The sequence below is a fragment of the Sphingomonas japonica genome, from assembly GCF_006346325.1.
In the GTDB taxonomy this organism is placed as follows: domain Bacteria; phylum Pseudomonadota; class Alphaproteobacteria; order Sphingomonadales; family Sphingomonadaceae; genus Sphingomonas; species Sphingomonas japonica.
This window is the reverse complement of record NZ_VDYR01000001.1, coordinates 1,242,275-1,263,919: the sequence shown is the minus strand read 5'-3', so window position 1 is coordinate 1,263,919 and position 21,645 is coordinate 1,242,275. Positions and strand designations below refer to the sequence as shown.

The 21,645-nt window shown below is 60.7% G+C and carries 23 protein-coding genes and 4 pseudogenes; 10 read left to right on the top strand and 17 right to left on the bottom strand.

Annotated features, from left to right (window positions below; all coding sequences use genetic code 11):
* Positions 1-10: 10 nt before the first annotated feature.
* Complete coding sequence (locus FHY50_RS06370; protein WP_140047665.1) at positions 11-823, bottom strand: NIPSNAP family protein; 813 nt, start codon at positions 821-823, stop codon at positions 11-13.
* Between the two features lie 354 nt (positions 824-1,177).
* Here FHY50_RS06370 and FHY50_RS06365 point away from each other — a divergent pair, with 354 nt between their 5' ends.
* Positions 1,178-1,516 (top strand): hypothetical protein, encoded by a 339-nt coding sequence (locus FHY50_RS06365; protein ID WP_140047664.1) that lies wholly within the window; start codon positions 1,178-1,180, stop codon positions 1,514-1,516.
* A gap of 80 nt (positions 1,517-1,596) precedes the next feature.
* Here the strand turns inward: FHY50_RS06365 and FHY50_RS06360 are convergent, their stop codons facing one another.
* Together FHY50_RS06360 and FHY50_RS06355 are read right to left on the bottom strand one after the other, a co-directional pair.
* Positions 1,597-2,091: a hypothetical protein gene (locus tag FHY50_RS06360; protein ID WP_140047663.1), complete on the bottom strand. Its 495-nt coding sequence runs from the start codon at positions 2,089-2,091 to the stop codon at positions 1,597-1,599.
* Between the two features lie 310 nt (positions 2,092-2,401).
* The gene (locus FHY50_RS06355) at positions 2,402-2,710 is read right to left on the bottom strand and encodes a hypothetical protein (RefSeq protein WP_140047662.1); all 309 of its coding nucleotides are present in this window, start codon (positions 2,708-2,710) and stop codon (positions 2,402-2,404) included.
* 357 nt (positions 2,711-3,067) lie between these two features.
* Between FHY50_RS06355 and FHY50_RS06350 the strand changes: the two genes are divergently transcribed.
* A complete protein-coding gene (locus FHY50_RS06350) occupies positions 3,068-3,532 on the top strand; it encodes a DUF4126 domain-containing protein (RefSeq protein WP_140047661.1) in 465 nt (154 codons plus the stop codon).
* Positions 3,533-3,664: 132 nt separating this feature from the next.
* Here the strand turns inward: FHY50_RS06350 and FHY50_RS06345 are convergent, their stop codons facing one another.
* Both FHY50_RS06345 and FHY50_RS06340 read right to left on the bottom strand, forming a co-directional pair.
* Positions 3,665-3,925 (bottom strand): DksA/TraR family C4-type zinc finger protein, encoded by a 261-nt coding sequence (locus FHY50_RS06345; protein ID WP_140047660.1) that lies wholly within the window; start codon positions 3,923-3,925, stop codon positions 3,665-3,667.
* A 168-nt stretch (positions 3,926-4,093) separates the two neighbouring features.
* Positions 4,094-4,867, bottom strand: a complete 774-nt coding sequence (locus FHY50_RS06340; protein WP_140047659.1) for an alpha/beta fold hydrolase — start codon at positions 4,865-4,867, stop codon at positions 4,094-4,096.
* 884 nt (positions 4,868-5,751) lie between these two features.
* Between FHY50_RS06340 and FHY50_RS06335 the strand changes: the two genes are divergently transcribed.
* On the top strand, positions 5,752-6,372 hold the full coding sequence (locus FHY50_RS06335) for a PilZ domain-containing protein (protein ID WP_166745526.1): 621 nt from the start codon (positions 5,752-5,754) through the stop codon (positions 6,370-6,372).
* A 33-nt stretch (positions 6,373-6,405) separates the two neighbouring features.
* Here the strand turns inward: FHY50_RS06335 and FHY50_RS06330 are convergent, their stop codons facing one another.
* Positions 6,406-7,077 carry a response regulator transcription factor gene (locus FHY50_RS06330; protein WP_140047657.1) on the bottom strand — a complete coding sequence of 224 codons (672 nt, stop codon included), beginning with the start codon at positions 7,075-7,077 and terminating at the stop codon, positions 6,406-6,408.
* Between the two features lie 161 nt (positions 7,078-7,238).
* Here FHY50_RS06330 and FHY50_RS06325 point away from each other — a divergent pair, with 161 nt between their 5' ends.
* Positions 7,239-9,140 (top strand): putative bifunctional diguanylate cyclase/phosphodiesterase, encoded by a 1,902-nt coding sequence (locus tag FHY50_RS06325; RefSeq protein ID WP_166745525.1) that lies wholly within the window; start codon positions 7,239-7,241, stop codon positions 9,138-9,140.
* Complete coding sequence (locus FHY50_RS06320) at positions 9,137-9,601, top strand: BLUF domain-containing protein (protein WP_140047655.1); 465 nt, start codon at positions 9,137-9,139, stop codon at positions 9,599-9,601. The genes FHY50_RS06325 and FHY50_RS06320 overlap by 4 nt, the downstream gene beginning before the upstream one ends.
* Before the next feature lie 181 nt (positions 9,602-9,782).
* On the opposite strand, the gene FHY50_RS06315 is transcribed toward FHY50_RS06320, so the two are convergent.
* Positions 9,783-11,270, bottom strand: coding sequence for a PAS domain-containing sensor histidine kinase (locus FHY50_RS06315; protein ID WP_140047654.1), 1,488 nt, complete (start codon positions 11,268-11,270; stop codon positions 9,783-9,785).
* A 220-nt stretch (positions 11,271-11,490) separates the two neighbouring features.
* Positions 11,491-11,855, bottom strand: a pseudogene (locus FHY50_RS06310) (DDE-type integrase/transposase/recombinase); the annotation flags it as partial.
* 431 nt (positions 11,856-12,286) lie between these two features.
* On the opposite strand from FHY50_RS06310, the gene FHY50_RS06305 reads away from it, so the two are divergent.
* Positions 12,287-12,526, top strand: a complete 240-nt coding sequence (locus FHY50_RS06305) for a hypothetical protein (RefSeq protein WP_140047653.1) — start codon at positions 12,287-12,289, stop codon at positions 12,524-12,526.
* Complete coding sequence (locus FHY50_RS06300; protein ID WP_140047652.1) at positions 12,519-13,505, top strand: GGDEF domain-containing protein; 987 nt, start codon at positions 12,519-12,521, stop codon at positions 13,503-13,505. Before FHY50_RS06305 ends, FHY50_RS06300 begins: the two co-directional genes overlap by 8 nt.
* A gap of 406 nt (positions 13,506-13,911) precedes the next feature.
* Here FHY50_RS06300 and FHY50_RS06290 read toward each other — a convergent pair.
* Positions 13,912-14,139, bottom strand: a pseudogene (locus FHY50_RS06290) (IS481 family transposase); the annotation flags it as partial.
* A 251-nt stretch (positions 14,140-14,390) separates the two neighbouring features.
* On the opposite strand from FHY50_RS06290, the pseudogene FHY50_RS06285 reads away from it, so the two are divergent.
* Both FHY50_RS06285 and FHY50_RS06280 read left to right on the top strand, forming a co-directional pair.
* Positions 14,391-15,156: pseudogene (locus FHY50_RS06285) on the top strand (EAL domain-containing protein).
* A gap of 261 nt (positions 15,157-15,417) precedes the next feature.
* A pseudogene (locus tag FHY50_RS06280) lies at positions 15,418-16,143 on the top strand (transposase); the annotation flags it as partial.
* Positions 16,144-16,516: 373 nt separating this feature from the next.
* Here FHY50_RS06280 and FHY50_RS14200 read toward each other — a convergent pair.
* On the bottom strand, positions 16,517-16,684 hold the full coding sequence (locus FHY50_RS14200) for a hypothetical protein (RefSeq protein ID WP_166745524.1): 168 nt from the start codon (positions 16,682-16,684) through the stop codon (positions 16,517-16,519).
* A 573-nt stretch (positions 16,685-17,257) separates the two neighbouring features.
* Between FHY50_RS14200 and FHY50_RS06270 the strand changes: the two genes are divergently transcribed.
* A complete protein-coding gene (locus tag FHY50_RS06270; protein ID WP_140047650.1) occupies positions 17,258-17,539 on the top strand; it encodes a hypothetical protein in 282 nt (93 codons plus the stop codon).
* Between the two features lie 649 nt (positions 17,540-18,188).
* Here the strand turns inward: FHY50_RS06270 and FHY50_RS06265 are convergent.
* The 7 genes from FHY50_RS06265 to FHY50_RS06240 form a co-directional block, all read right to left on the bottom strand.
* Complete coding sequence (locus FHY50_RS06265) at positions 18,189-18,569, bottom strand: hypothetical protein (protein ID WP_208402902.1); 381 nt, start codon at positions 18,567-18,569, stop codon at positions 18,189-18,191.
* Positions 18,570-18,685: 116 nt separating this feature from the next.
* A complete protein-coding gene (locus FHY50_RS06260) occupies positions 18,686-19,105 on the bottom strand; it encodes a hypothetical protein (protein ID WP_140047649.1) in 420 nt (139 codons plus the stop codon).
* A complete protein-coding gene (locus tag FHY50_RS06255) occupies positions 19,102-19,557 on the bottom strand; it encodes a lasso peptide biosynthesis B2 protein (RefSeq protein WP_166745523.1) in 456 nt (151 codons plus the stop codon). Before FHY50_RS06255 ends, FHY50_RS06260 begins: the two co-directional genes overlap by 4 nt.
* A gap of 203 nt (positions 19,558-19,760) precedes the next feature.
* On the bottom strand, positions 19,761-19,895 hold the full coding sequence (locus FHY50_RS14460) for a hypothetical protein (protein WP_279588146.1): 135 nt from the start codon (positions 19,893-19,895) through the stop codon (positions 19,761-19,763).
* A 187-nt stretch (positions 19,896-20,082) separates the two neighbouring features.
* A complete protein-coding gene (locus FHY50_RS06250; protein WP_140047647.1) occupies positions 20,083-20,217 on the bottom strand; it encodes a benenodin family lasso peptide in 135 nt (44 codons plus the stop codon).
* A 113-nt stretch (positions 20,218-20,330) separates the two neighbouring features.
* Positions 20,331-21,206 (bottom strand): GntR family transcriptional regulator, encoded by an 876-nt coding sequence (locus FHY50_RS14455; protein ID WP_140047646.1) that lies wholly within the window; start codon positions 21,204-21,206, stop codon positions 20,331-20,333.
* A gap of 214 nt (positions 21,207-21,420) precedes the next feature.
* The gene (locus tag FHY50_RS06240) at positions 21,421-21,639 is read right to left on the bottom strand and encodes a hypothetical protein (RefSeq protein WP_140047645.1); all 219 of its coding nucleotides are present in this window, start codon (positions 21,637-21,639) and stop codon (positions 21,421-21,423) included.
* Positions 21,640-21,645: the final 6 nt, after the last annotated feature.

Below are 21,645 nucleotides of genomic sequence, written 5' to 3'. Positions count from 1 at the left end.
AGCTCTCGAGTCATATCTCCGAATAGGGCGTTGGTTTTAGGATCTGGTTATCTATTCCTGTCGTGATTTCGGGGTCAGTAAGTCCCGGTGTGGCGATCAACCGCCGCCAAGCCGGATCTGACCCAAAGCTGCTCCAGCTCCGTTCGCGTGCCGCGAGATCGGGAAAGGTCAGCAGGTAGGTCAGGCTCGGCAGACGCGGCCCTGTTAGATCTTGGGCGAAGAATACCGGCTTCAGACCCGTGCGGCGAAATATTTCGATTTCGCCACCGGTGTCGAACATTCCGAACTTGGTCGCCCCTGCCGTATCGCTATGGCTGAAGTACGTTCGGAGTTCGAATATCCGGTCCGTGTTGCTGCCCGATGTGCCGGGAACTTCGACGCGGGGGAAACGCGGAAACGCGCGCATCAGCTTCACGTCCAGTGAGGCGTACGGCGGTTGTCCCGGCGCGGCGTTGGAAAACGGCTCGGCTGCCTTTGCATAGCGCTTGTCGCCGGCCAGCCTGCCAGGCAGGGCAACAAAGTCCTCAATCGATGGATAGGGTACGAGAACATATAGGCCCGGGCTTCCAGGACCGATGGTCACCGTGAATGCGCCTACCGGTCCACAGCCTGCACGCCGCGCAGCAGGGATGAAGGCATCTCGAAGATACGCGTCCAATCGCTCCTTCATCGGTCCGTTGACCAAGCGGTACGTCCGAAGCTCGTAGACCTCGCGGGCTGCCTGCCCGGTCCGGGACTGAGCCTGTGCAGTGGCGCCCGCTAGGGTCACGCCACCTAGAGCAGCGCCCGCGAGCAGCGATCGTCGGTCAATCTGGGTCGCCATTGTGTCCTCGCAAAGCTACGTGTTCTCGTACGAGGCCTAAAGCTGCACGCGCAGTCAATCTACCCCGCTTAGACTATCGTTCGGTGGGGTCTGGCGGCGGCGGCTCATCGGACGAATGGTCGGTATTGGAAAGCACGAAAAGCACGCGGACGGCAGCACGTCGGTCTTCCTAGGCCGTAGACTCATAAAAAACCTGCCGGTCGGCTAGCGCTCATTTCCAGACGTTCCTTCGCGCGGTAACATCGCAGGATGGCAGACATGGCAGCGTTGATCCCCGAACTTCAAACTTGAAACAGTGGCAGCGGGATCAGTCCAGAGGATTGGCTCTCCGGAGTAGCGCGATCCGATGAAGCGGTGGCTTACACTGCACTTTTTTGGCCGAAGCTTGTCGTTCGTAAAGACTACGTGCTTCGTCACGATTTTTCGCTCGAAAACTTGGCGATCAACGAGGCAGGGCACAGCACCCGACAGCAGATCGAAGCCATGTTGAATTACAATAGCCTCGAAAATTACTTTCGTAGAGACGGGGAAGTTGAAGCTGTTGCCGATGAGCGGGCGCGATATATCGGGGCAATAATGGTGGACATGCTGGATGCGAAATTACGCCGTGATATGCCAGATCGGCAATTCAGGATCGAACTGATCGATGACGATGACGATGACGATTTTGCGGTGACGTTCTGGCAGGTATGAACGACTGCTAACCACCCAATATTGGTCGTTCAGCCGTTGCGCCGAAAGCGGTCGTTTATGGGTTCACGACCTAGCGCCCATTAGCCGTCGCTCGCGACGTTCTTGCCGCTTTCCAATTCCTGCCGCCGAAGCATTGCGACGATTTCCTCAATAGCGGGATCAGTGAACTCCGCGACTGGATCATCAGTGCCATCGGCACGACGATTATATTCACCGGCATCGAACGCGTCGTAAACGCGATAGAATGTATGCGGCCACGAGGCGGCTGAGTCATCGACCGTCTGCTGAAGCAGCAAGCCCCATAAGTCATTCACGATGCTATCGCAGAAAGCGTAGGATAATTCCCCAACATGATAACTTTTGGCGATCTCCGCGCCGAAGTGGTCAAGGAAGTCGACAACGGTTTCGCCGCGTTCAATCGACCAAGCTGATAGGTCGTCAGCGCTGACCAAGGCTTCGTCGTGTCCAAGCGTTCGAGACGCTAAAAGCCGAAGGGTGTCGTCCATCCGTCGATGATGCGCCGCCCGCCGCTCGATAAGCAAGTCGGTGTTAACAGGCTGATTGTCCAAAACCATTGGGGCAGCAATCCACCAATATAGGTCGCTCAGCCGTTGCACCGAAATCGGTAGTTTATGGGTTTACGACCTAGATTCAGATTGGCCGATCCGCTGTCACCAGGTCGGGACAGCGCGGGCAGACATCGAATTGGTTGCGAGCAGAGCCTCGTTCTTCAGAAAACCTTATCGGCAACCCGGTCGCAGAGTGGAAGCCAATTGCCTTGTGGCTTCCATTCCCAAGTCCACACCTGACGTGTGCCTTCATTCTCAAAATCTACAGTCGCTCGTTCCGTAGCGCCATCGAACTTCCAGCGATCACCATCGCGGGTCACCTTGTAGTCGCGATAGAAGCCGTGCTTCTCAACACTACGCGAAAAGTATGGCCATCATCATCGGTGCCGGGGATACTATAGGTGTCGAAGCGATCCCCCGCGATGTCCGCGCGCTCGTCCTGAAGTAAAAAGAACTTGCCGGTATGCCACGACGCTTCATGCGTGCTGACCCAAGGCTGTCCATTTCTTCTCGGATCATCACCCGCTTGGTCGGTGCCTCCGAACGAGATTCCGCGTGCGGACCACTTCCCGAGGAAGACCCTCAGTGCTTCATGCTGGTCGGTGCGTTGCGAGGCATCAGCCATCCTATCCTCCTGTCGCAATCCGTCGGCAACCAACGCGGCGATCGCCAGACCGTTCACTTCCAACGGAATCGCCAAGCTCCTTGAGCTCGGTTTCATGTCCCCTTTGCACCCACCCGGCTGTTCGGTGAGGTTCACGCCGCTTGTACGAATAGCATTCGACTACCTTGAATGACTGTCCGCTTCGGGCAGCGGCCGGAAAGCGCGAGGACGTCAACGAATATGTATCAACGGTCTGCCCGACGGGATCAGGGGACTGCGGAAAGCGTTTAGATGCTGGTCCTCGCCCGGCACGCACCTAATCCAAGCGAGCAGACATGGTCTAAATTGCCTTCGTAAAACCTTGTCGGAGAACAACTCATGTTGCGTTCCTTTCTGATCGGCCTGGTCGCCGGCCAGCGTGGCATGACGCCGCTGGCGGTAGTTGCCACCGCCACGCACCGCGAGGAGATTTCGGCCGACCTGCCGCTACAGAAGCTGATGCTGAGTGCCGTGATCGCCGCGGGAACGGTTGCTTTGGCTGCGGCCGAGATGGCGGGTGACAAGATGAAAACGGCGCCTGATCGGACGGTGCCGGTCGGCCTTGCAGTCCGGAGCATAACCGCCGCCTATGCGGGCGCTGCACTGGCGCCCCGCGATAAGCGTGTTCTCGGCGCAGCCATCGCGGTGGGGACAGCGCTTGCCTCGTCCTATGTCGGGCTTGCCGCGCGCAAATGGGCAATGCGGCGGCATGGGCAGACCGCGACTGGGTTCGTGGAGGATGCAATAGTCCTTGGTAGCGGGATGGCTATCGCCAGTCCGTCGCTCGTCACAGCCAAAGGTTGAATGGATACCGCTCCTAGGGCTCGCACCGATTTGCAGCAGGAGAACGCGCAATGCCAGGCATCCGTAAGATGCTGCCGAACAACCGAAGTTGGGACTAGCCCGACGGGAGGGGCAGCGTCGACAAGCTGGACATCACCGCAACTGACTATCCTTGCTACCTCGCCGATTGAACGCGGTAGCCAGTGGCCGGTCCCGGCCACTCTGACACGGTACACAGGTGCGCACGCCGGGCACCGCGCGGCGGCGACCCTCAGGAATGTCGTCACCACAGATCACGCAGGACGGCTCACTCGCTCCGCTCGGGATACTTGCGCGAGCTGCCAGCACAGCGTCGGCCACCGTGTCGTCGATCTGATCCTGGATTGCGCCATCGCGCGTCCAACCGCCGGCCATCTGCCTCTCCTTCCCGCATTATATGGGAAGCCGAGGGCGTGGGTGCTATCGCAAAAGCGTAAACAGGTTTCGGCTTCTTGGTGCCGTTCACGTGCTCGACAGAGCGATCTTGAGCCACATTGACCGCACCGACCTTTCTATCCGGCGCTCTATGGGGATGCCGACGTTTCACCTTGTGGCTTGTAGAATAACCGCCACCGCCTCGCGCGGCATGTCCCACATCGGAAAATGGCCGCTGTGCTCGAACCAGTGCAGCGTCGCGGAAGGGAACGCCGCCATTGCACGGGCCGCCTGACGGGGCAGGCACAGTCGGTCCTGTTTGCCCCAACCAATGACAATGCGCTGTGTCGGATCAGCCGCTGGGCCTTCCTGCTCGGGGCCGTTAGCAAGATCGCGGACCAGGTCGTCAAACGTCGACGTATCGGTGATGCCGGTCAGCTCAGTGCACACAAATTCGGGCGCCAGAGCGGAGGGTTTTGCAGATAGCTGGGCCAACAACGCCATGCGCGCAGGGGCACTGCGACTGATCGCCGGCAAACGCGATCGCAGGACGCGCAGCAACTGTGCAGACAGGCCTATCGTGGTACGAAAGAAAAGCCGTTCCCAACCACGCCAGAACCCACCCGGATCGAGCGCGACGACGTTGCCGACTTTCCCCCGTCGTGCCAGCTCCAGCACGATCCGGGCGCCCATCGAGCTACCAACCACATCAACACCGATCAGGTCGTTTGCGACAAGATAGCGTTCAACGCTGCCGACCAGTCCGGTGAACGTACCGCTGTCCGGCTCGGCCGGTGTCGCACCGTGGCCTGGCAGATCAACCGCGATGACCGATCGCTTTGCAGCCAGATCATCCAGGATTGGGCGCCACGCGTGCCCACTGCTACCTAATCCATGGATGAGCAGCAGCGGCTTGCCAGCGCCTTGGGTAATCTGATGCATCTGAAGCTCCGTCCTGTTGACGCCACTTAACGATCGTGAGGACATAACGGCCCCGGACAAGGCAGCGCTGTTCTGTCCCCTCAACATCGCCCCTTCGTCCGACGATAAATCTCAAGCATCGTTTGAAAGGGCTCGCGTCCAATCGTGACCTGACGGAATGGACGTTTTCGGAGATCGTTCAGCCCGATCTGACAGCCCAGACGTAGGTCTTCCGGGTCCGTAGCTGCCAGTAGCAAAGCAGGCCCGTCGGTGGCTGGACCAACAAGAAGCGTCAGATTAGAGAGACTTTTCGGAGGCGCTCCAAATTCCTCTTGCCACAACCTTGCGACGTCTAATCGGCCGATCCGGCTTACCCATAGCCGCCGCTGTAGAGACGTGAACGATCGACCGAAGCTGGGAGGCACCTAACCGGTCGCGAATGACCGATCCTGGGTCGTTGCGGCGGGGAGTCTGCCGGGCAGACGGTGCCCACTGTCGGACGCAAGCTCAGGAGGTTCGGACCCCGTCACGCGCTGCAGGGTCTCGGCGGCGAATTTCAAATATAGCAAACGCCACTGAAGAGAGACCGGCTGACGTCGCAGGTCAACCGGCCAGTCGCGAGGATCAGGGCGGCGATTTGCTGGGCTGCCATTTATTGCACGCCCAAGATCCTTGAGGCTCGCACGCGTCCACGAAACAGCGGGCGGGCGGGGCGCCGCTGTCGATCAACGCCTTGAGCAGCGGATCGACACCCTCGGGGTAACGATTGGCGCCGCCGCTTGCCCGATCGGTCCAGCGCAGTGGTCCGCGATGCCGGTAAATTTACGGTATGCCGCGCCACACCATCGTAACGATCCGTGTCCGATTGCCTTGCGACATTCTCGTGGAGGGACCTGGCAATGTTAATGGAGCTATTCCGCAGCCGTTTCACGCAAACGACGGTCAATGCTCGCGAAACAATTCCCGCCGAACGCCGTCGCGCAAAACGAACCTCGGTGTTCCTGCAGGCAACGGTCTACCCGATCGACGTGTTTTCAGAGGCGTGGGTCCACGATGTGTCGATGGCAGGCCTTAAGGGCGAGACCGATGTCGAACTCGCCGTCGGGCAAACGCTGCACGTGACCACCGATGAAAAGGCGTATCACACTGGCGTCGTCAAATGGACCGCGGGGCGCCTGTTCGGTTTCAGTCTCCCGGGAGCCGCCGCGATTTTCGGCCAAGCCTCCGACATCATCGATCATGGTGACGACGAAGGTCACCATCCGCGTCCGTACCGCATCGATACCGACCTGACGGCGCGGTTGCTTGGCGGACGGGCACCACGTCCCGCGACCGTTCGCAATCTCTCTTCCGGCGGCATGTTGATCGAAACAAGCCCAGGTCTCCTGCCAGGGCAGCACCTCGTGGTCCGTATTGGCAACTCTCCTGCCATCTACGGCCGCGTCCAGTGGCGCAGCGCCAACCTTGTTGGCTTGAGATCAGACACACCCATCTCGGTGCCCACGCTCAGACATGTGGTCGACTAAGCCATGCGACAGCTTTCAAACGCCTTGCGAACGCTAGCCCATATTGCCTGGGCCGGCCGCAAGATCGGCGGCCAACCACAAGGTCATCACCTCGGCGATGCTCTTGCGCCGAAGTTTGGCGAGGGCGCTGGCACGGTGCATCTCCACCGTGCGCGTGCTCAGCCCGAGCCTGGCCGCCGCTTCCTTGTTCGCAATGCCCTTAATGAGCACGGTCAACACTTCACGCTCGCGCGTGGACAGTGCAGTGATCTGACCGCGTGCCTCGTCGCGGGTCCTGTGCTGGACCAGGACAATGTCAAGCATGGCGAACGCCCGTGCAAGCGCTTGATCGAGCATCTCCGGTGGGAAGGGCTTTTCGAGGAATTCGGTCGCGCCGAGCTTCATCGCGCGCACAGCGATCGGCACGTCGCCATGCGCGGTCATCATGATGACGGGCCAGCTGATATCGCGCTCCACAAGCAGCGCCAGAAGATCAAGCCCATCGATACCCGGCATTCGGACATCAAGGAGGATCGGTGCTGGCCGAAGACCATCGAGCGCGTTGAGAAAATCCGCGGCATCCGCAAACGACCATGCGGCGACTCCGGCTGTCGTCAGCAAAAAGTGCAGCGACTTCCTGACATCGACGTCGTCGTCGATGACATAGACCTGGCGCGCAAGCGTGGGCGCGACCTTGTCCGTGCCACTCGTGAGCGACTGTATCATCACAAATTCTCATCAGCCACTGTCCAGGGCCAGAGTCCAGCCGTATTTCGATGGGCACTCGCCAACCGCGTCGGGCGCGCGTCAGATGCTCCCTGGTCGGACACTACGCCGCGCGGTGCGCCAAGAGCGCTCGCCGATGCGATCCAGCAGGAGGCGGCCTGATGACCTTGGATGATGGCAAGCCACCGGCGCGCAGCTCGCGATCTTCACCCAGTGCCATGAAATCACGGTCGCGCACGCGTAGGCGCGCAGCCATCGCGCGGTACCATATTCTCGACAGCAGCGCCGAGGCCGACTTCGATAATATCGCAATGCTTGCGGGGCGCATTTGCGCAACCCAGTCCGCTGCGATCAGCTTTATCGACGACGACCGTCAGTGGTTCAAGTCGCGCTGCGGCATCGAAGCAAGCGAGACGCCAATCGAGGCATCGTTTTGCGCATACGCTATCGGCAGTGCGGATATTCTTGTCGTAAACGACGCCACCCGAGATATCCGATTTGCTGCCAATCCGCTGGTTGTCGGCGATCCCTGGGTACGGTTCTATGCAGGCATGCCCATCCTCGCGAGCGACGGGACGCCGATGGCGTCGCTTTGCGTGTTTGACCCGGTGCCAAGGCCACGCGGCTTGACAGAGATCGAGGCGATGACGTTGCGGGTCCTGGCGTCTCAGGTGCAATCCCTTCTCGAACTTCGGCGATCACATATCGAACGCGAAGCGCAGGCGGCTGCCAAGGCCATATTATCCAAGGAGTGGAAACATGCAGCCGAACACGACGTTCTGACCGGCTTGCCTCACCGCGGGGTCTTCCAAAAGCGTTTGCGGGCGGCAATGCGGGAGGCCGAGCGCAACAATACGCGGGTGGCAATGATGCTGGTCGATGTCGATCACTTCAAGCAGATCAACGACACGCTTGGCCACGACGCAGGGGACGCGCTCCTCCGCGGGTTCGCCAACCGCTTGCAGTCTGTCCTGCGCAAGAGCGATACCGTCGCGCGCCTGGGGGGCGACGAGTTCGGAATCCTTCTGTCCGGTATTCGCAGAGAAGAGCAGGTTGCGTCCGTTGTTCGCTCGATGACCGAGCGCCTGCACGAGCCGCTGTTATACAAGGACCGGCTGGTCGCCTGCAACGCCAGCATCGGCGTAGCAATCTATCCCGATCATGCGCTCACTGCAGACCGGTTGACCAAGTGCAGCGACCTTGCGCTGGCGGAGGCAAAGCGGACGCGCGGCCGAGCCGAAACGTTCAGCGCTGGCTTGGCTGCAGATTTCGAACGGAATGCCCGGATGCTGACCATTGCGCGCAAAGCGATAGACGAGCGTCGCTTCGTCGCGCACTATCAGCCGAAGATTGACCTGACGACAGGGGGGCTGGTCGGGTTCGAGGCGCTCGTTCGATGCGACCGCGTCGGAAAAACGCCGATCTTGCCCAGAATGTTTGCACAGGCGTTTGCTGATCGACCTATCGCTCTCGAGATTAGTCGCCAGATGATGGCATGCGTGCTGGACGACATCCGTTGTTGGCAGGATCGCGGTCTGCGCTTTGGGCACGTTGCCATCAACACCTGTGCGGCGGACTTCATGGGGGACGATTTCGCAGAGCGGCTTCTTTCCGCAATTGAGGCGCGCCGGCTCCATCCGGGCGTGATCGAGCTCGAGGTGACGGAAGGCGTCTTTCTCGGTCGCGGCGCGCATCATGTGGCGCGCGCGCTCACCCTGCTCAGCACACGTGGCATGCGCATTGCGCTCGACGATTTCGGGACTGGATATGCGTCGCTTACGCATTTGAAGCAGTTCCCCGTCGATGTCCTCAAAATTGATCGATCCTTTGTTGCCGGCATCGGCAAGAATGCTGGCGACGCAGCGATCGTCCGCGCCTTGATCGGTCTGGGCAGCAGTCTTGGCATCGAAACTGTGGCGGAAGGCATCGAAACCAGCGCGCAGGCCGAGTTCGTCAAGTCTCACGGGTGCGATGTTGGCCAGGGATTTCTTTACAGCGCTGCGCAAGGCCCGGCCAGCGTACCAGCGCTGATCACGCGCTTCGCGGTGCGGGAGGCTGCATGAGCTCTGAAGCGAAGGTAGGGTGCACAAGCAATCTGGGCGCGAGAGACCCGGTGATCGAGTCACTTCTCTACATCAGCCGGAGCACCGTCTCGAGCGATCAGTCACAACGAGTAATCAGCAGCGTTGTCGACACCGCGCGTCGTCGCAATTCGCGCGTTGGCCTGACCGGCGCCCTGCTATTTACCGGAACGCATTTTGCTCAGGTCATCGAAGGCGACGCCAATGCTATCGAACGCCTCATGGTGGCGCTGCGTCGGGATGCACGTCACGACGATTTGCGTGTCGTGGAGCGCCAGATCATTCCGAACCGCCGCTTTACCGAGTGGAGCATGGCGTATTTTGGGCCTTCGCAGTTCGTTTCCCGTCACGTGACCCGGCTTCTCGGCAACCCATCTACGGTCGATCGGCGGCGTGCCGCTGAATGGTTGACAGACCTGCTCTGCGAATTTGCTGCGAGCTGATGCTTGCGCATTGTGCCTTCGGCATACCGTAGAATTGCGGTGCCTTGGTCAAGTCGTATGAAAGGGTCAACCGACTAAACAATTCGCAGCGGGCGTGTCGCGATAGGCCGTGTTGCCGCGACCAGCCGGGGCCCTGCGCCCCCCGATCTGCGATAGGGCCCCGGCACCCGCGCCCGCGACGTCAGGCGCGGGGTAGTGAAAAGCGGAATTCAGACCCTTGCGGACCGCTTTGCTCTAGCCAGATGCGCCCGCGATGACCCTCAATGATTGTCCGACATATCGAGAGGCCAAGTCCCATTCCGCCCTCCTTGGCGGTATCGGACCAGGAGAAGATATTGCGGGCCGCCTCGAGCTCGAGCCCAGGGCCGGTATCGCAGACGTAAAGAACGTCACTCGTACCGTCGCTCAATGCCCCCAGGACGATTTCCTGGCGATCGCTATCTCGCACGGCATCGCAGGCGTTTCGCAACAGATTGATGATGACTTGCTGGATCTGGATCCGGTCCGCAGCCAGCATCATTGCGTCGGGCACCGCATCGACAAAGGCTATCCCCGGCGACGCCGTTGCGCGAACCAGCCGCAGGCACTCCGAGGCCGCGACCTTCAGATCGAAGTCGATACGTGCGGGCTCGCGCCTGCGGGTAAGTTCCCGCAGGTTGCGGATAATCTCGCCGGCACGGTGCGAGGCCTCCTCTATGGAGCGGAGAACGTTGGAGAGACGCGCCGGATCGCTATCGGGGGCGTTTAGAAGACGCTGCGCGCCAACCGCATAGTTGGTGATCGCGCTCAACGGTTGATTGAGCTCATGGGCCAGGGTCGTGGCCATGGCGCCCATGGCATTGACGCGCGACAGGTGGATCAGTTCGGATTGGAGCTCAGCCAAGGCTTCAGCGGACTCGCGTTGCGCGGTGACGTCGTACCCTTCGCAAAACAGCCCCACAATTTTCCCGCCGGCATCTCGGACCGCCTGGTAGACAAAGTCACAATAACGAGTTTGCGACTTGCCAGTTTTTGCGTCTGTGATCGCCATCTCTATATTGCGACCTTCGAACGGTTCCCCTGTCCTGAACACCGTATCGAGAAGGTCCACAAAGCCCTGCGTGACGATCTCCGGGATCGCTTCGGCCACTGTTCGTCCCACCAGATCGTCTCGGCGTACGAACCTCTTGTAGGCGGCGTTGGCGAAGGTGAACTGGTGGTTCGGCCCCGTTGACGTCGCAATGAAACCAGGCGCGTTTTCATACAGCGCATGGAGTTCGTTGCGCTGATCGAGCAGCCTCGCGACTGGCGCCCCGATGTCGATCAGTGACAGGAAATAGCGGTATATCTTGTTTTCTTCCTCGGGTACCGGGGTGAGGAATATGGCGGCAAGAAACTCGGAGCCGTCGGATCGGCGACACTGGGTTTCCCACGCGCCACTCTTTTGCGCCTCCACGGCCCGGCGCACGGACGCTGCTGTCGTCGCATCAGTCAGTCTGCCGAGGAATTTGGTCAGCGATGTGTCTTCGAGTTTTAGTCGATCATAACCGGACAGGGCCAGGAATGCGTCGTTTGCAGCGGCAATCAGAAAGCGGCCTTCGATGGCTTTTACAAAGACGGTCGCCATCCGGGCGGTGCCCGCAACCTCGAACAGAGGATCGCTTGTCTTGGGGCCGGAGGTGGTCGTCATCAAAGTCTCGTCGTACCCTTGTCGGTAAACGCCGCGCTGTCAAAATAGCGTCGCGCATGTACCACGCGGGCAGTGTCAGGCCAAATACATCGGCTGGTAAGACGGGCAGGATAGGCAAGCTATCAGGCATTCGCGAGCAAGGGAGTCACACGTTTTGATGTGAAGGTCCCCCGGTTTCTCATCCGGTTCGAGGGTGAGTATCCAGCGTTCATTCAGCGGCGATCTTGGCTCGGGCGTCCTCCAGCGACAGGAACCAGAGCGCGTTCAGGCCATTCGTCGCGCAGGGGCCGTTGAACGATTCCACGAACGCGTTATCCGTCGGCTTGCCCGCCGGCTGAAGTCAAGCGTGACGCCATTCTCGTTTGCCCAGCGATCGAGCGCTTTCGAGATGAACTCGGGGCCATTGTCCACTCGGATGGTCCTGAGTGCCCCGCGCGACGGCGCGATCCGCGTCATCGTCGCGACCACCTGCTCGCCTTTGATGCCCTAATCGACGTCGATCGCCAGCGCCTCACGAGTGAACGCATCGACCACCGTCAGCGCGCGGAGCCGCCGGCCGTCGAACAGCGCGTCCGATACGAAGTCCGCAACGTCGGTCTCTCGTCCGCAGGGGATGGATAAATGGCCAAACCCCTTTCACTACACTTCCGCACCGAAGATCCGAGCAACTCGTTCGCGACTCTGATCGAAAGCTACGACGACCATCTCCGGGCCGGCAGATATGGCCATAGCGCCGCCGCTATGTCGCGAGCGTCGTGCATTTGGACACTGGCTCAGCAGCGAAGGGCTCGCGGCAACTTACGTCGATGGGCCGTGATCGCGCGGTTCCTGTCGAAACACCTACCGCAATGCAGATGTCAGCGGCCAGAGCCGCTTCGGATGATCGAGGTCAGGCGGCCCGGAATCTGCGGCTCCGCCTAGCCGATCAGCCCGGCAGCGTTGCTGTAACGCCGCTTCCGCAATCTTAACCCTCTCGGCGTAGCCCAATCGTAACGCGGGTAGCGAGAGGATAGCCGATGCGGATCGATGAACTTCTTCCCAGACCGAGCGCAGCTGAACCATTGGAGATCCCGGCGGAGTTGCTCGACAGCGTCAACCGGCATCAGGCAAACTTAGCGGCGCTGATAGCCAATATGAAGGCAGCAGGGATCCGGGATGACATGGTCGAAGCCAGCGTTCGCACCTTGGTGGACAGCTATGCCTCGGAGCTTTCGGTAGCAATTCGAGCATTTATGAAGGGTTCGAGTGATGCTTGATTCTCGTCTTCACGATGACGACGCACGCGTCGCGGCGCTTCACCGCCTGGATGTGCTCGATACCACCATCGAGGAGCCTTTCGAAAAGATCGTGACCTTAGTTCGAACTGTGCTTGCCGTGCCGGTGGCGACGGTGACGCTGGTCGACCGTAATCGCCAATGGTTCAAGGCCAAGCGCGGAATCGACCAGAACGAAACCCCACGTTCGGTGTCTTTCTGCACCCATACCATTCAGCGACGCGAGCCGTTGATAATCGAGGACGCCCGGCGTGATCCGCGGTTCGCGATGAGCCCGTTAGTGATCGGCCCACCACATATCCGCAGCTATGCCGGGGTTCCGCTGCGGACACCGGAGGGATACAACATTGGAGCCTTGTGCGCGATGGACAGCGGCCGTCGTGTGTTTAGCCCGACCGATATCGCGATATTGAAGAATTTTGCGAATATCGTCTGCGACGAACTCGAACTTCGCATGATCGCTCAAGTAGATCATTTGACAGGTGCCCTTACCCGTCGTGGCTTTGTCGAACAAGCGGAGCGCGAAATAGCGCGTTCGCTTCGCTATGGCCGGCCTACAACCCTGGTCTTAATCGACCTCGATCATTTCAAGTCCGTAAATGACACGCACGGCCACGCGGCAGGCGACCAAGTTCTGATGGAGCTCACAGAAATCGCAAAGTCGATGCTGAGGCCGAGCGACATGTTCGGGCGGCTGGGCGGCGAGGAGTTTGCCATGCTGCTGCCAGAGACCGACGGAAACGAAGCTCTAATGGTCGCCGAAAGGCTGCGCACAGCGATCGCGCGCCATCCAATTCAACTGTCCGGCGGCAATATATTGAACGTTACCGCCAGCCTCGGCGTTGCTGCGCTTGGGAACGACCACCCCGGCTTCGCGGCTTGGCTCGAAAGCGCGGACACGATGTTATATGCCGCAAAATCGGCGGGTCGGAACTGCACGCGACTTTCAGGGATGGGATGAGTCCGGATAGCCGTCGTGACCCAACTGTAATAGTCAGCGAGTGACGCCGCTAGGTGCTATCCGGTAATCAGCAACTGAAGGATAGAACCGACCGTGGTGGTTCAATCTGACGCTAGGTGTTCGGTCTCGGGATGTGGCCTTACGGGTCTATCTTGAATCGGCTTGGATATTCTGTCGAGATGCGTGCGATATATTCGTAGGGAGTGAGGCCGCGCAGCTTCTTGAGACGACGCCCATGATTGTAGGCGTCGATGCTCGGCAACAAGGCCATGGAGAACGAACTGCTCCGGGTGGCCGTGTCCCGGGCCGCAGGCCCAAAAAACTGCTGTTGCGCTCGACCTCGTTGCCTGGGGATGGTCCGTGAGCGCGGTTGCCGACGCGCTCGGCGTAACCCGCCAGCATCTGTCCGCGATGCGCAACAGGCCGCCTCCTCCTCGGTGGTGAGGACGGTGGAATGAATGGCGTTCGGCCCCATTGCGGCATCGGCAGTATGTAACCGCTTGCGCCACTTCTGCACAGTCGTCGGACTGATGCCATGGCGCCAGGCGAGCGCCCTTACGCTCTCTTCACTCCGCTGTATCGCTCGACGGACTGCCTCAGTCGTCGTGGCGCTGCCGTGTAGCACTTGGCCCATAGCTCCTCCCGCCATGCGTGATGGTCAAATCGTACCACCACACTGTGGGATCAAACACCTAAGATTCACGGCGGCGACCTGAAGGGAACCGTTGTTGTCCGCAGGACGCTGGAAAGAGAGCATGATTGACCCCGAGCGCTACGGGAAAAAAGATCAAAGAAGCGTCGCGAGCGGCTTTCACATCCCCTATCTGGCTTAACAGCCTCTTAGCATTCGTCGGATAGGTTTCCTGGCCGAAGAGGAAGACGGACATGCAGGGCGGGTGCCAAGGCTGTAAGTTGGGCAACCGCGATTTCGACATCGCAATGGCTTTCCAGCCCATCGTAGACGTCGCATCACGCCGCGTCTTTGCGTTCGAGGCGCTGGTCCGGGGAAGCGCCGGGCAAGGCGCGGCCGAGGTTCTCGCCAGTGTCACACCCGAAAACCGATATGCTTTCGACCAGAGATGTCGGGTGGCAGCAATCGAGGGTGCGGTGGCCGCTGGAATCTTGGATACGGGTGCCAAGCTCTCGATCAACTTTCTCCCAAATGCCGTCTATTCGCCAACGGCCTGCATCCAACTGACGCTGAAGACGGCGCGTGCGACTGGGTTCCCCACCGACCGCTTAATCTTCGAGTTCACCGAGAACGAGGAAATCACCGACACCGATCACGTGAAAAACATCGTCGAGACGTATCGGAAGATGGGGTTTGGCACCGCCATCGACGACTTCGGCGGGACATGCCGGGCTCGGTCTGTTGGCCAAGTTCCAGACCGACTATATCAAGCTCGATATGGATCTCGTCCGCGGGATCGAGACAAGCCTCCCCCGCAGGATGATCGTAGAGGGGGTCGTACGCATAGCGCAGTCTCTTGGCATCGCCATTATCGCCGAGGGCATCGAGACTATTGCCGAATATGGCGTGCTGCGCGCGATGGGCGTCCGCTACATCCAAGGCTATCTGCTAGCTCGTCCCGGCTTGAGGCACCTGCCTGCGTTCTTCTTACCAGAAGAGCGCTGCTCGGCCGTCGCCTAAATCACCTGGAGCTTCGCTCGCCTTCGCTTACGCATCTACTATTCCGTCGGTCGGAGATCCCAACCAGCTCCCGCGTCATTGCATGCACTCAGCACATTTAACTTAGCCCTATTGCAACATGAACAAGCGGTCGCAATTAAGAATCTCAGAACGTGGTCTGAATGTCGTGACGTGACCCCCGTTCTTTCCTCCAGTTGGAGCTAGAGTCCGGCCCAGAGAAGGGACGGACAGATGAAGCGGAAGCAGTTTTCGGAAGAGTAGATCATTGGCATCCTGAAGGAGGCCGAGGCGGGCGCGGTTGTTACGGAGCTTTGCCGCAGGCACGGAATGTCGAGCGCGACGTATTACGTGTGGAACGCCAAGTTCGGCGGGCTGGAGGTGTCCGACGCGAAGCGGCTGCGGGCGCTCGAGGAGGAGAACGCGCGGCTCAAGCGGCTGCTCGCTGATACGATGCTCGACAATGCGGGTCTGAAGGATCTGCTGTCAAAAAAAATGGTAGCGCCCGCCGCGAAGCGGCAAGCGGTCGTACATCTTCAGGCGACGTTGGGGATGAGCGAGCGGCGGGCGTGCATGGTCGTCGGGGCGGATCGCACGATTATGCGGTATCGCTCGTGCCGGGTAGATGATGGCGACCTGCGGTCGCGGCTATGCGAGCTAGCGCAGCAGCGCCGGCGGTTCGGCTATCGGCGGCTGCACATTTTGCTCCGTCGGGACGGCATCACGATCAACCGCAAGAAGTCCCAGCGGCTCTACCGCGAGGAAGGCTTGACGGTGCGTCGCAGGAAGGGACGAAGGCGCGCCGTTGGCGCGCGGGCACCTGCGCCGGTGCTGGCACTCCCTAACCAGCGCTGGAGCCTGAACTTCGTCCACGATCAACTCGCCACGGGTCGCCGGTTCCGGGTGCTGAACGTCGTCGATGACGTGACGCGCGAGTGTCTGGCAGCGGTAGTCGATACGTCGATCTCGGGCAGGCGGGTCGTGCGCGAGCGTTATGGCGTCTCTCCAATCCCGCGCTAGCGCCTGAGGAGCGGGATCGGCTGGTCAAGGAATTGATGGCTGCTCGCAGTGCTGTGGCCAAGGCTCGCAAAGCCGGCAACGCCGCCGCGAAAACGGCGGCGCATGCTGCCGTCGATATTGCGAAGCGCGGGTTGGGGGAACGGGGGCCCGTTTGGTGGAACGATGGTGCGCCTGACCTCAATCGCCATCTGGCCCGAACGGGACCCTACGCCGATTGGTATGAGGCGCTAGAAAGTGGCGGGCGTTAGGCCGGATGGACTCGTAAGAAACGCCTCAGCGGTTGCCCAGCGGGCGAAAAGGCGCTCCAGCGACCGCAGCTTGATTATCGCGCTTATGGTTTCACTCAGGCAATTCGATAGGCAACGATGAGCGACGAGAGGAATGCGAATAAGCCGATCATCCCCGCGCCAGGAGCATCGTCGGTCTGACCGATCTGAAGCCAGCCTATGGCAGTGAGAATTCCCAGAAGGACGATGTACCCAGCCATCAGATAATTGCGTGTCGTGTTCATGAGGCACTCTCCTCGAGAAGTTGGGGAGTGACATCCTGCTGGCCGTTCGACGCCGGGCCATGATATTCTGATGAGAATTCCATGATGCAACTTTGATGACGTACAATCGAGGAAGGTCGGATAGGTCGTGAACCCACAAATGCGAATGACCGGAAACGCCCAGCTAGCGGACATCTGTGATTGCGCATCCAGAGCAGATTTTCGCTAGTGGTGCGGCGCACTCAAGATGCCCCAAACTGTGCTTGCTCGCTTTCGGCTTCGTAGATGAAGGCGCTTGAGCAGAGACCCTGCAGGAGGGGCCGGGGTTGTTTCCGAGAATCGGCTGCCGGGTCCTATCGATCGAGCGGCGCAGCGGCTACGCTCCAATCTCCTCACGGGCAGATAGCTTCCACTACGGCGTTAGACGCTTCGTCCAAGCGTTCTTGTCGTGCGATAATAAGCACTTGACAGCGTGCATGTGAAAATTAGCCTATGTCGTATCGAACATAGCGAACTGGACAGTAGTTAACAGCAAATAGACTAATCCATTCGGGTGTTCGGTGATATAGTCACTCTTTCTCGGAAGGAATACTTATGCGTAATACAGTATTTGCGAAAGCTGTTTTGGCTGCATTTGGAGGATCTCTGGCGGTGATTATGCCAATTATTCCAGCGGGCGCGAATGCCTTCCAAGTGTGCAATGAGGCGGCGCTTTATTGTAAGTACGGCAATTGGAAAGAATTGGGTATCTACGAGACTTTCCCTGAATGTATGGCAGCTGAGAACGAGATTCGGTGCGGTGATCAGTTTGCCAAATTGGAAGGCGGCACACTGGCCATTCGATCCAATAGTTTGGAGCACGAGCGCCTGAACTAAGGCGGTAAGTGGCGAGGATCCGCGCCTGACGCGATGGGCGCGCATCCTCGCAAACTAGGCGTAGGCTCATAAGCTGGCCATCGGCTCCCTGCAAAATCCAGTCACTCCGGCGCTCACTGGATCGATGTCCGCTCTAGCAACGTACGCGTTAAGATGTTCCAACCATCAAGCGGCAAAGCTCCAGCTGTCTAAAACACTTGAATGGATGACCGCTTTCGGCGAACCCCTCACGCCGCCCTGAACGTCCGAGTCTGGGTCTTAGCGGAAATCGGCAATCCGCGTTCGATCACCGTGCGACCCCGTCGGGCCGCTCCATTACGCGACGCTGGGCGCACGAGGACTTCACCGCGGTGGCAACGTGACACTCGGGCCTGCCTCCGCTCCAGGGCCAGCGTTGCTAGCGGTATCCTCTGGGCCGGGGCACTCTCACATCGTCGTCTTACTCGAGACGCACGACGATCCGCTCCGCGACGCTGACTTGGGCACGCTCCCCGTGGAGCTTCAGCCCGGCGAGAGCTTCGGCAAGGCGAAAATCGGCCGCCACACCTTTCACCGCGAGCGCGGCGAAGCGCTGACGAGGATCGACAAACTGACGCGTAGCTCCAAAACAAGAAATAAATCGCCTAGTGGCGGCCGCTCGCGCTCGCAGCTACAGCCCGCCGGAGAATTCGAACACGAAGTGATAGTCCTCGCGCTTCGTTGGCTGTGTGCCTGCCATGCGATCTGGCGTGACCGAGACCAACGTCAGCATACCGTCGGCCACCCGCATCGGCTCGCCAAGCATCAGGTCCATCGTTCGCGTTTTAAGTCCCGTGACCACCGCCGCTCGCACGACGACCCGTCCGGCCCAGACGCAGCGCGCGTTCATCGGACAGCGGCTGTCTTCGACTACCCGCAAGGGGTGGACGCGTGGGCCGTCAACATAGGCGGTCTGGCCGATTCCTACCGGACCTTCGACCGCGGGTCGCTCCTGCGTCGTGACGCAGCCGCTGAGCAGAGTAGCGGCGAGCAGGGCAACGGTCGATTTCATTTAGACCCACTGCTGGATTGACGATGACGCGGTAATGAACCGCCAACCGATTTTGGGTCTCTTGCGGCTGCAGAGCGGTCGGGCAGGTCCGCCCAGTAGCGGACATTGGCGAAGTCCTATACCTCGCCAGGAATGCTGACGCTCACGCATTTGGAGATGTGCATCCTCGACGCGATCTGCAAGGTGTAGCGTCCCTTCATGCCAGCACTAAGTAAGGTTCTTTCCACAGCGGTCGTGGCCAACCGCGAGAACATGGCAAAATAGCGGCCCCATGCCGTGCGCAGCATTGTGTCGGGCGATGTCAGGCACCCTCCGCGTTCGCGCTCGTCGATGCGTTCGCCCGTCTGGCGCGCGAACATGTCGCCGAGCACGAGGGGCTTGAGGGGCAACCCGTAATTCGTGGCCCGATCGGCGACGACGAGCGCGGTCGGCAACTCCGCGACTATGGCCAGGCCGGTCGAACCGGTCACGCGCTCGGCGATGGCGCGGCGTTGCGCATGGTCGCCGCGCGCAAGGATCAGATAGCGCGGCGTCATGCGATCAGGAGGGGCATGAAGAGCCGGACGTGATCGCGGGTGTCATTGAGTACGACGTCGCCGTCCTGCACCCAGGCATGCGTCGCGAACGGTTGCCCCGTCACTCCCAGGACGAGCTTGGCGCCGCTTCCCTCTGCCCGCAATACTCGGGCGAGCGCGATCGACCGCGGCAGGCACCGGTCCTCCGCCGACCACAGTCGCCGCGCCCGCCAGCTGGCCGTGACCAGCGCCTGCTGCGCCCTTGGGCGCTCTTCCCCGCGGGCCACCGATGCGAGCAGGTCGAGCCCGGCCCCGATCCCGGTGCGCAGGCGGCGGGCCGCGCGTCGTTCCTCGCGCCAGAGCTGGAAGAGCGTCGCCGGTTTGGCGGCCGTGCCGGTCGCAGCCGCGGCGGTCTGGGCGCGCACGACCCAGGTGATCCGGGCGTTGTCGCGGCGGGGTGGCCGTTCGTCCACCCAGCTCAGCAGCTCGGCTTGGTGATCGGGCGGCGGGGATGCGCGTCACCGTGCTGCTATCGTGCGGCACCGCGAAATAGCGTGAGGTGCGGCGGTCGAGCACGATCAGCCGGTCGCCGACGATGCAGCCGGTGCGAAGGGGAGGGTGGTCAGCGTCCATGGCTGGTTTAGCGGCGCGGGGTTTGCGCCCGCGCCGCTGCCCTTCAGTCCTCAGCCGCGAAACCCGCGGTTTGCCGAAAACCGCCCAGGGGATCGACCACGCCCGCCATGGCCGAGCCCCTAGTTTCAATGACTGCATCGCCGAGATCGGTGAACTCGTGAGTGTCGATGGTCTGCATTGTTCGCCTCCATTGATGCGCCGCGCCGTTCGCGGCCTTGCAATGATCGGGACGGAACTGCGGATCAGAAAGCAGATACGATGCAGATCTGGGCCGAAATAATGTCTGAGCAGGACCATGTGCTTGGATCCTTGCGGGGCATCGGCGGAAGGAAGGCGCGGAGCCGAAGCTCCGCGCCCCGGGTTGCTCAATCCTCGTTCGAGAACCCGGCACCCGACCGGTATCCGCTGAGCGGATCGACCTGGCCGAGGATCGCGGTGCCCTTGGTTTCGGCGACGGCGTCGCCCAGATCGATCAGCTCGTTTTCATGTTCATTGCGCATTGTTGCTCTCCTAGTGTCGCGGGGATCGCGACCGGCTGAGTCTTGCGCTTCCGTGCGAGATCACCCAGCCGATACGCTGCCGATCTGGCGGCGTCGCGATCACCAGCAGTCAGTCAGACACCGCCCGCAATGGAATTGGCGGTGGCTGCCCAGACAAACTCCGGCGCGTTTGCGAGGCGGCGGCGATGATAGCGGCGCAGCGCCCGCCGCATCTGCGTCGCATCGTGCAGAGCGGCTTCAAGCAGATTGAGGTCGCCGTCCGCGTCTTCCATAATTTCGAGTTCTCGCGTTCGAAAGACGGCCAATCGGTCACTCAGTCCCTCGATGAACGTGACCAATGCCGGATTGCCGGTGCGCGCGGCGATCGTACGGAAGATCGCACGCGCCCGGGCTTCGACAGAAGTCGCGGCGCTCGGCGCGCGGTCTACCGTCGCGACCGCGCTGGCGATCGCCGCGGTGGCCAGCCGTTCATTGAGGTCGAGCAGCCCGCGCAACCGGGCCTCGGTAGCCAAGACCGCGCGCAACCCGCCCTTGGGATGAACCTCAAGCAGCTGCTCGCCCCAAAGCCGCATCGCTGCCTCGCGTACCGGGGTTGTGCCGACCGCGAATTGCCCGGCGAGTTCGGCTATATCGAGCCTGGCGTGCATGCTGACCGCGCCAGCCATGATCGCTGCCTTCAACTGCGTGTGAACACGTTCGGCGGTTGCTCCATCCACCACTGACGACCTCCCGCGGACCCCAAAGGGGGTCGGCACGCTTCGGGTACACGTTTGGCGCGCCGGCGCGACCGCAGGCAAACCCAATCGGTCTCGAATTGGCTCTAACCGCGCCAACGCGCCAAGGCGATCGTCGAGTTGGGGAAGGGCGGGGGGGCACGCGCGGGGCAAGCGGCAATCGTCGTCAGCTTTTGCAATGCTACGAGCGGGCTGGTCGGGGCCTGTGCACCGACTTTCGACCTTAGCCGTACCTTCCTTCGTGCTTGCCCCCATAAACCGGGGCTAGTATCCCTCTGTGTAGACGCGCCAGACTTTTCGTGCGGCGGGTTTACGTAGTCAAAAACTTGCACAAAACCTTACACAGTTTTTGGCTCTATTGAAAAAAACCGTGCAATATCGAGTACTTACGGAAGTCTCGCCCCACTCAAATCCGGTTCCGAAAGGAGTGTGGGTTCGATTCCCACCGCCCGCACCACCGGTACCGGTGTCAGTCCGCTTGCGAGCGTTCGACCGAGTCGAGGATGCGCACCGCGGCCATGAACACCGCCACCGGGCAGGCCGCGAACAACAGCCAGCCGCCGATGCCGGGATATTGTTGCAGGTAATGGACGCCGCGCTCGGCCGATCCCAGCCCCAGCGCATAGATGATCAGGAACGCCTCGAACTTGGTCTTGATCGTGAACAGGCTTTTGAGTTTCGACCACATGGCGAG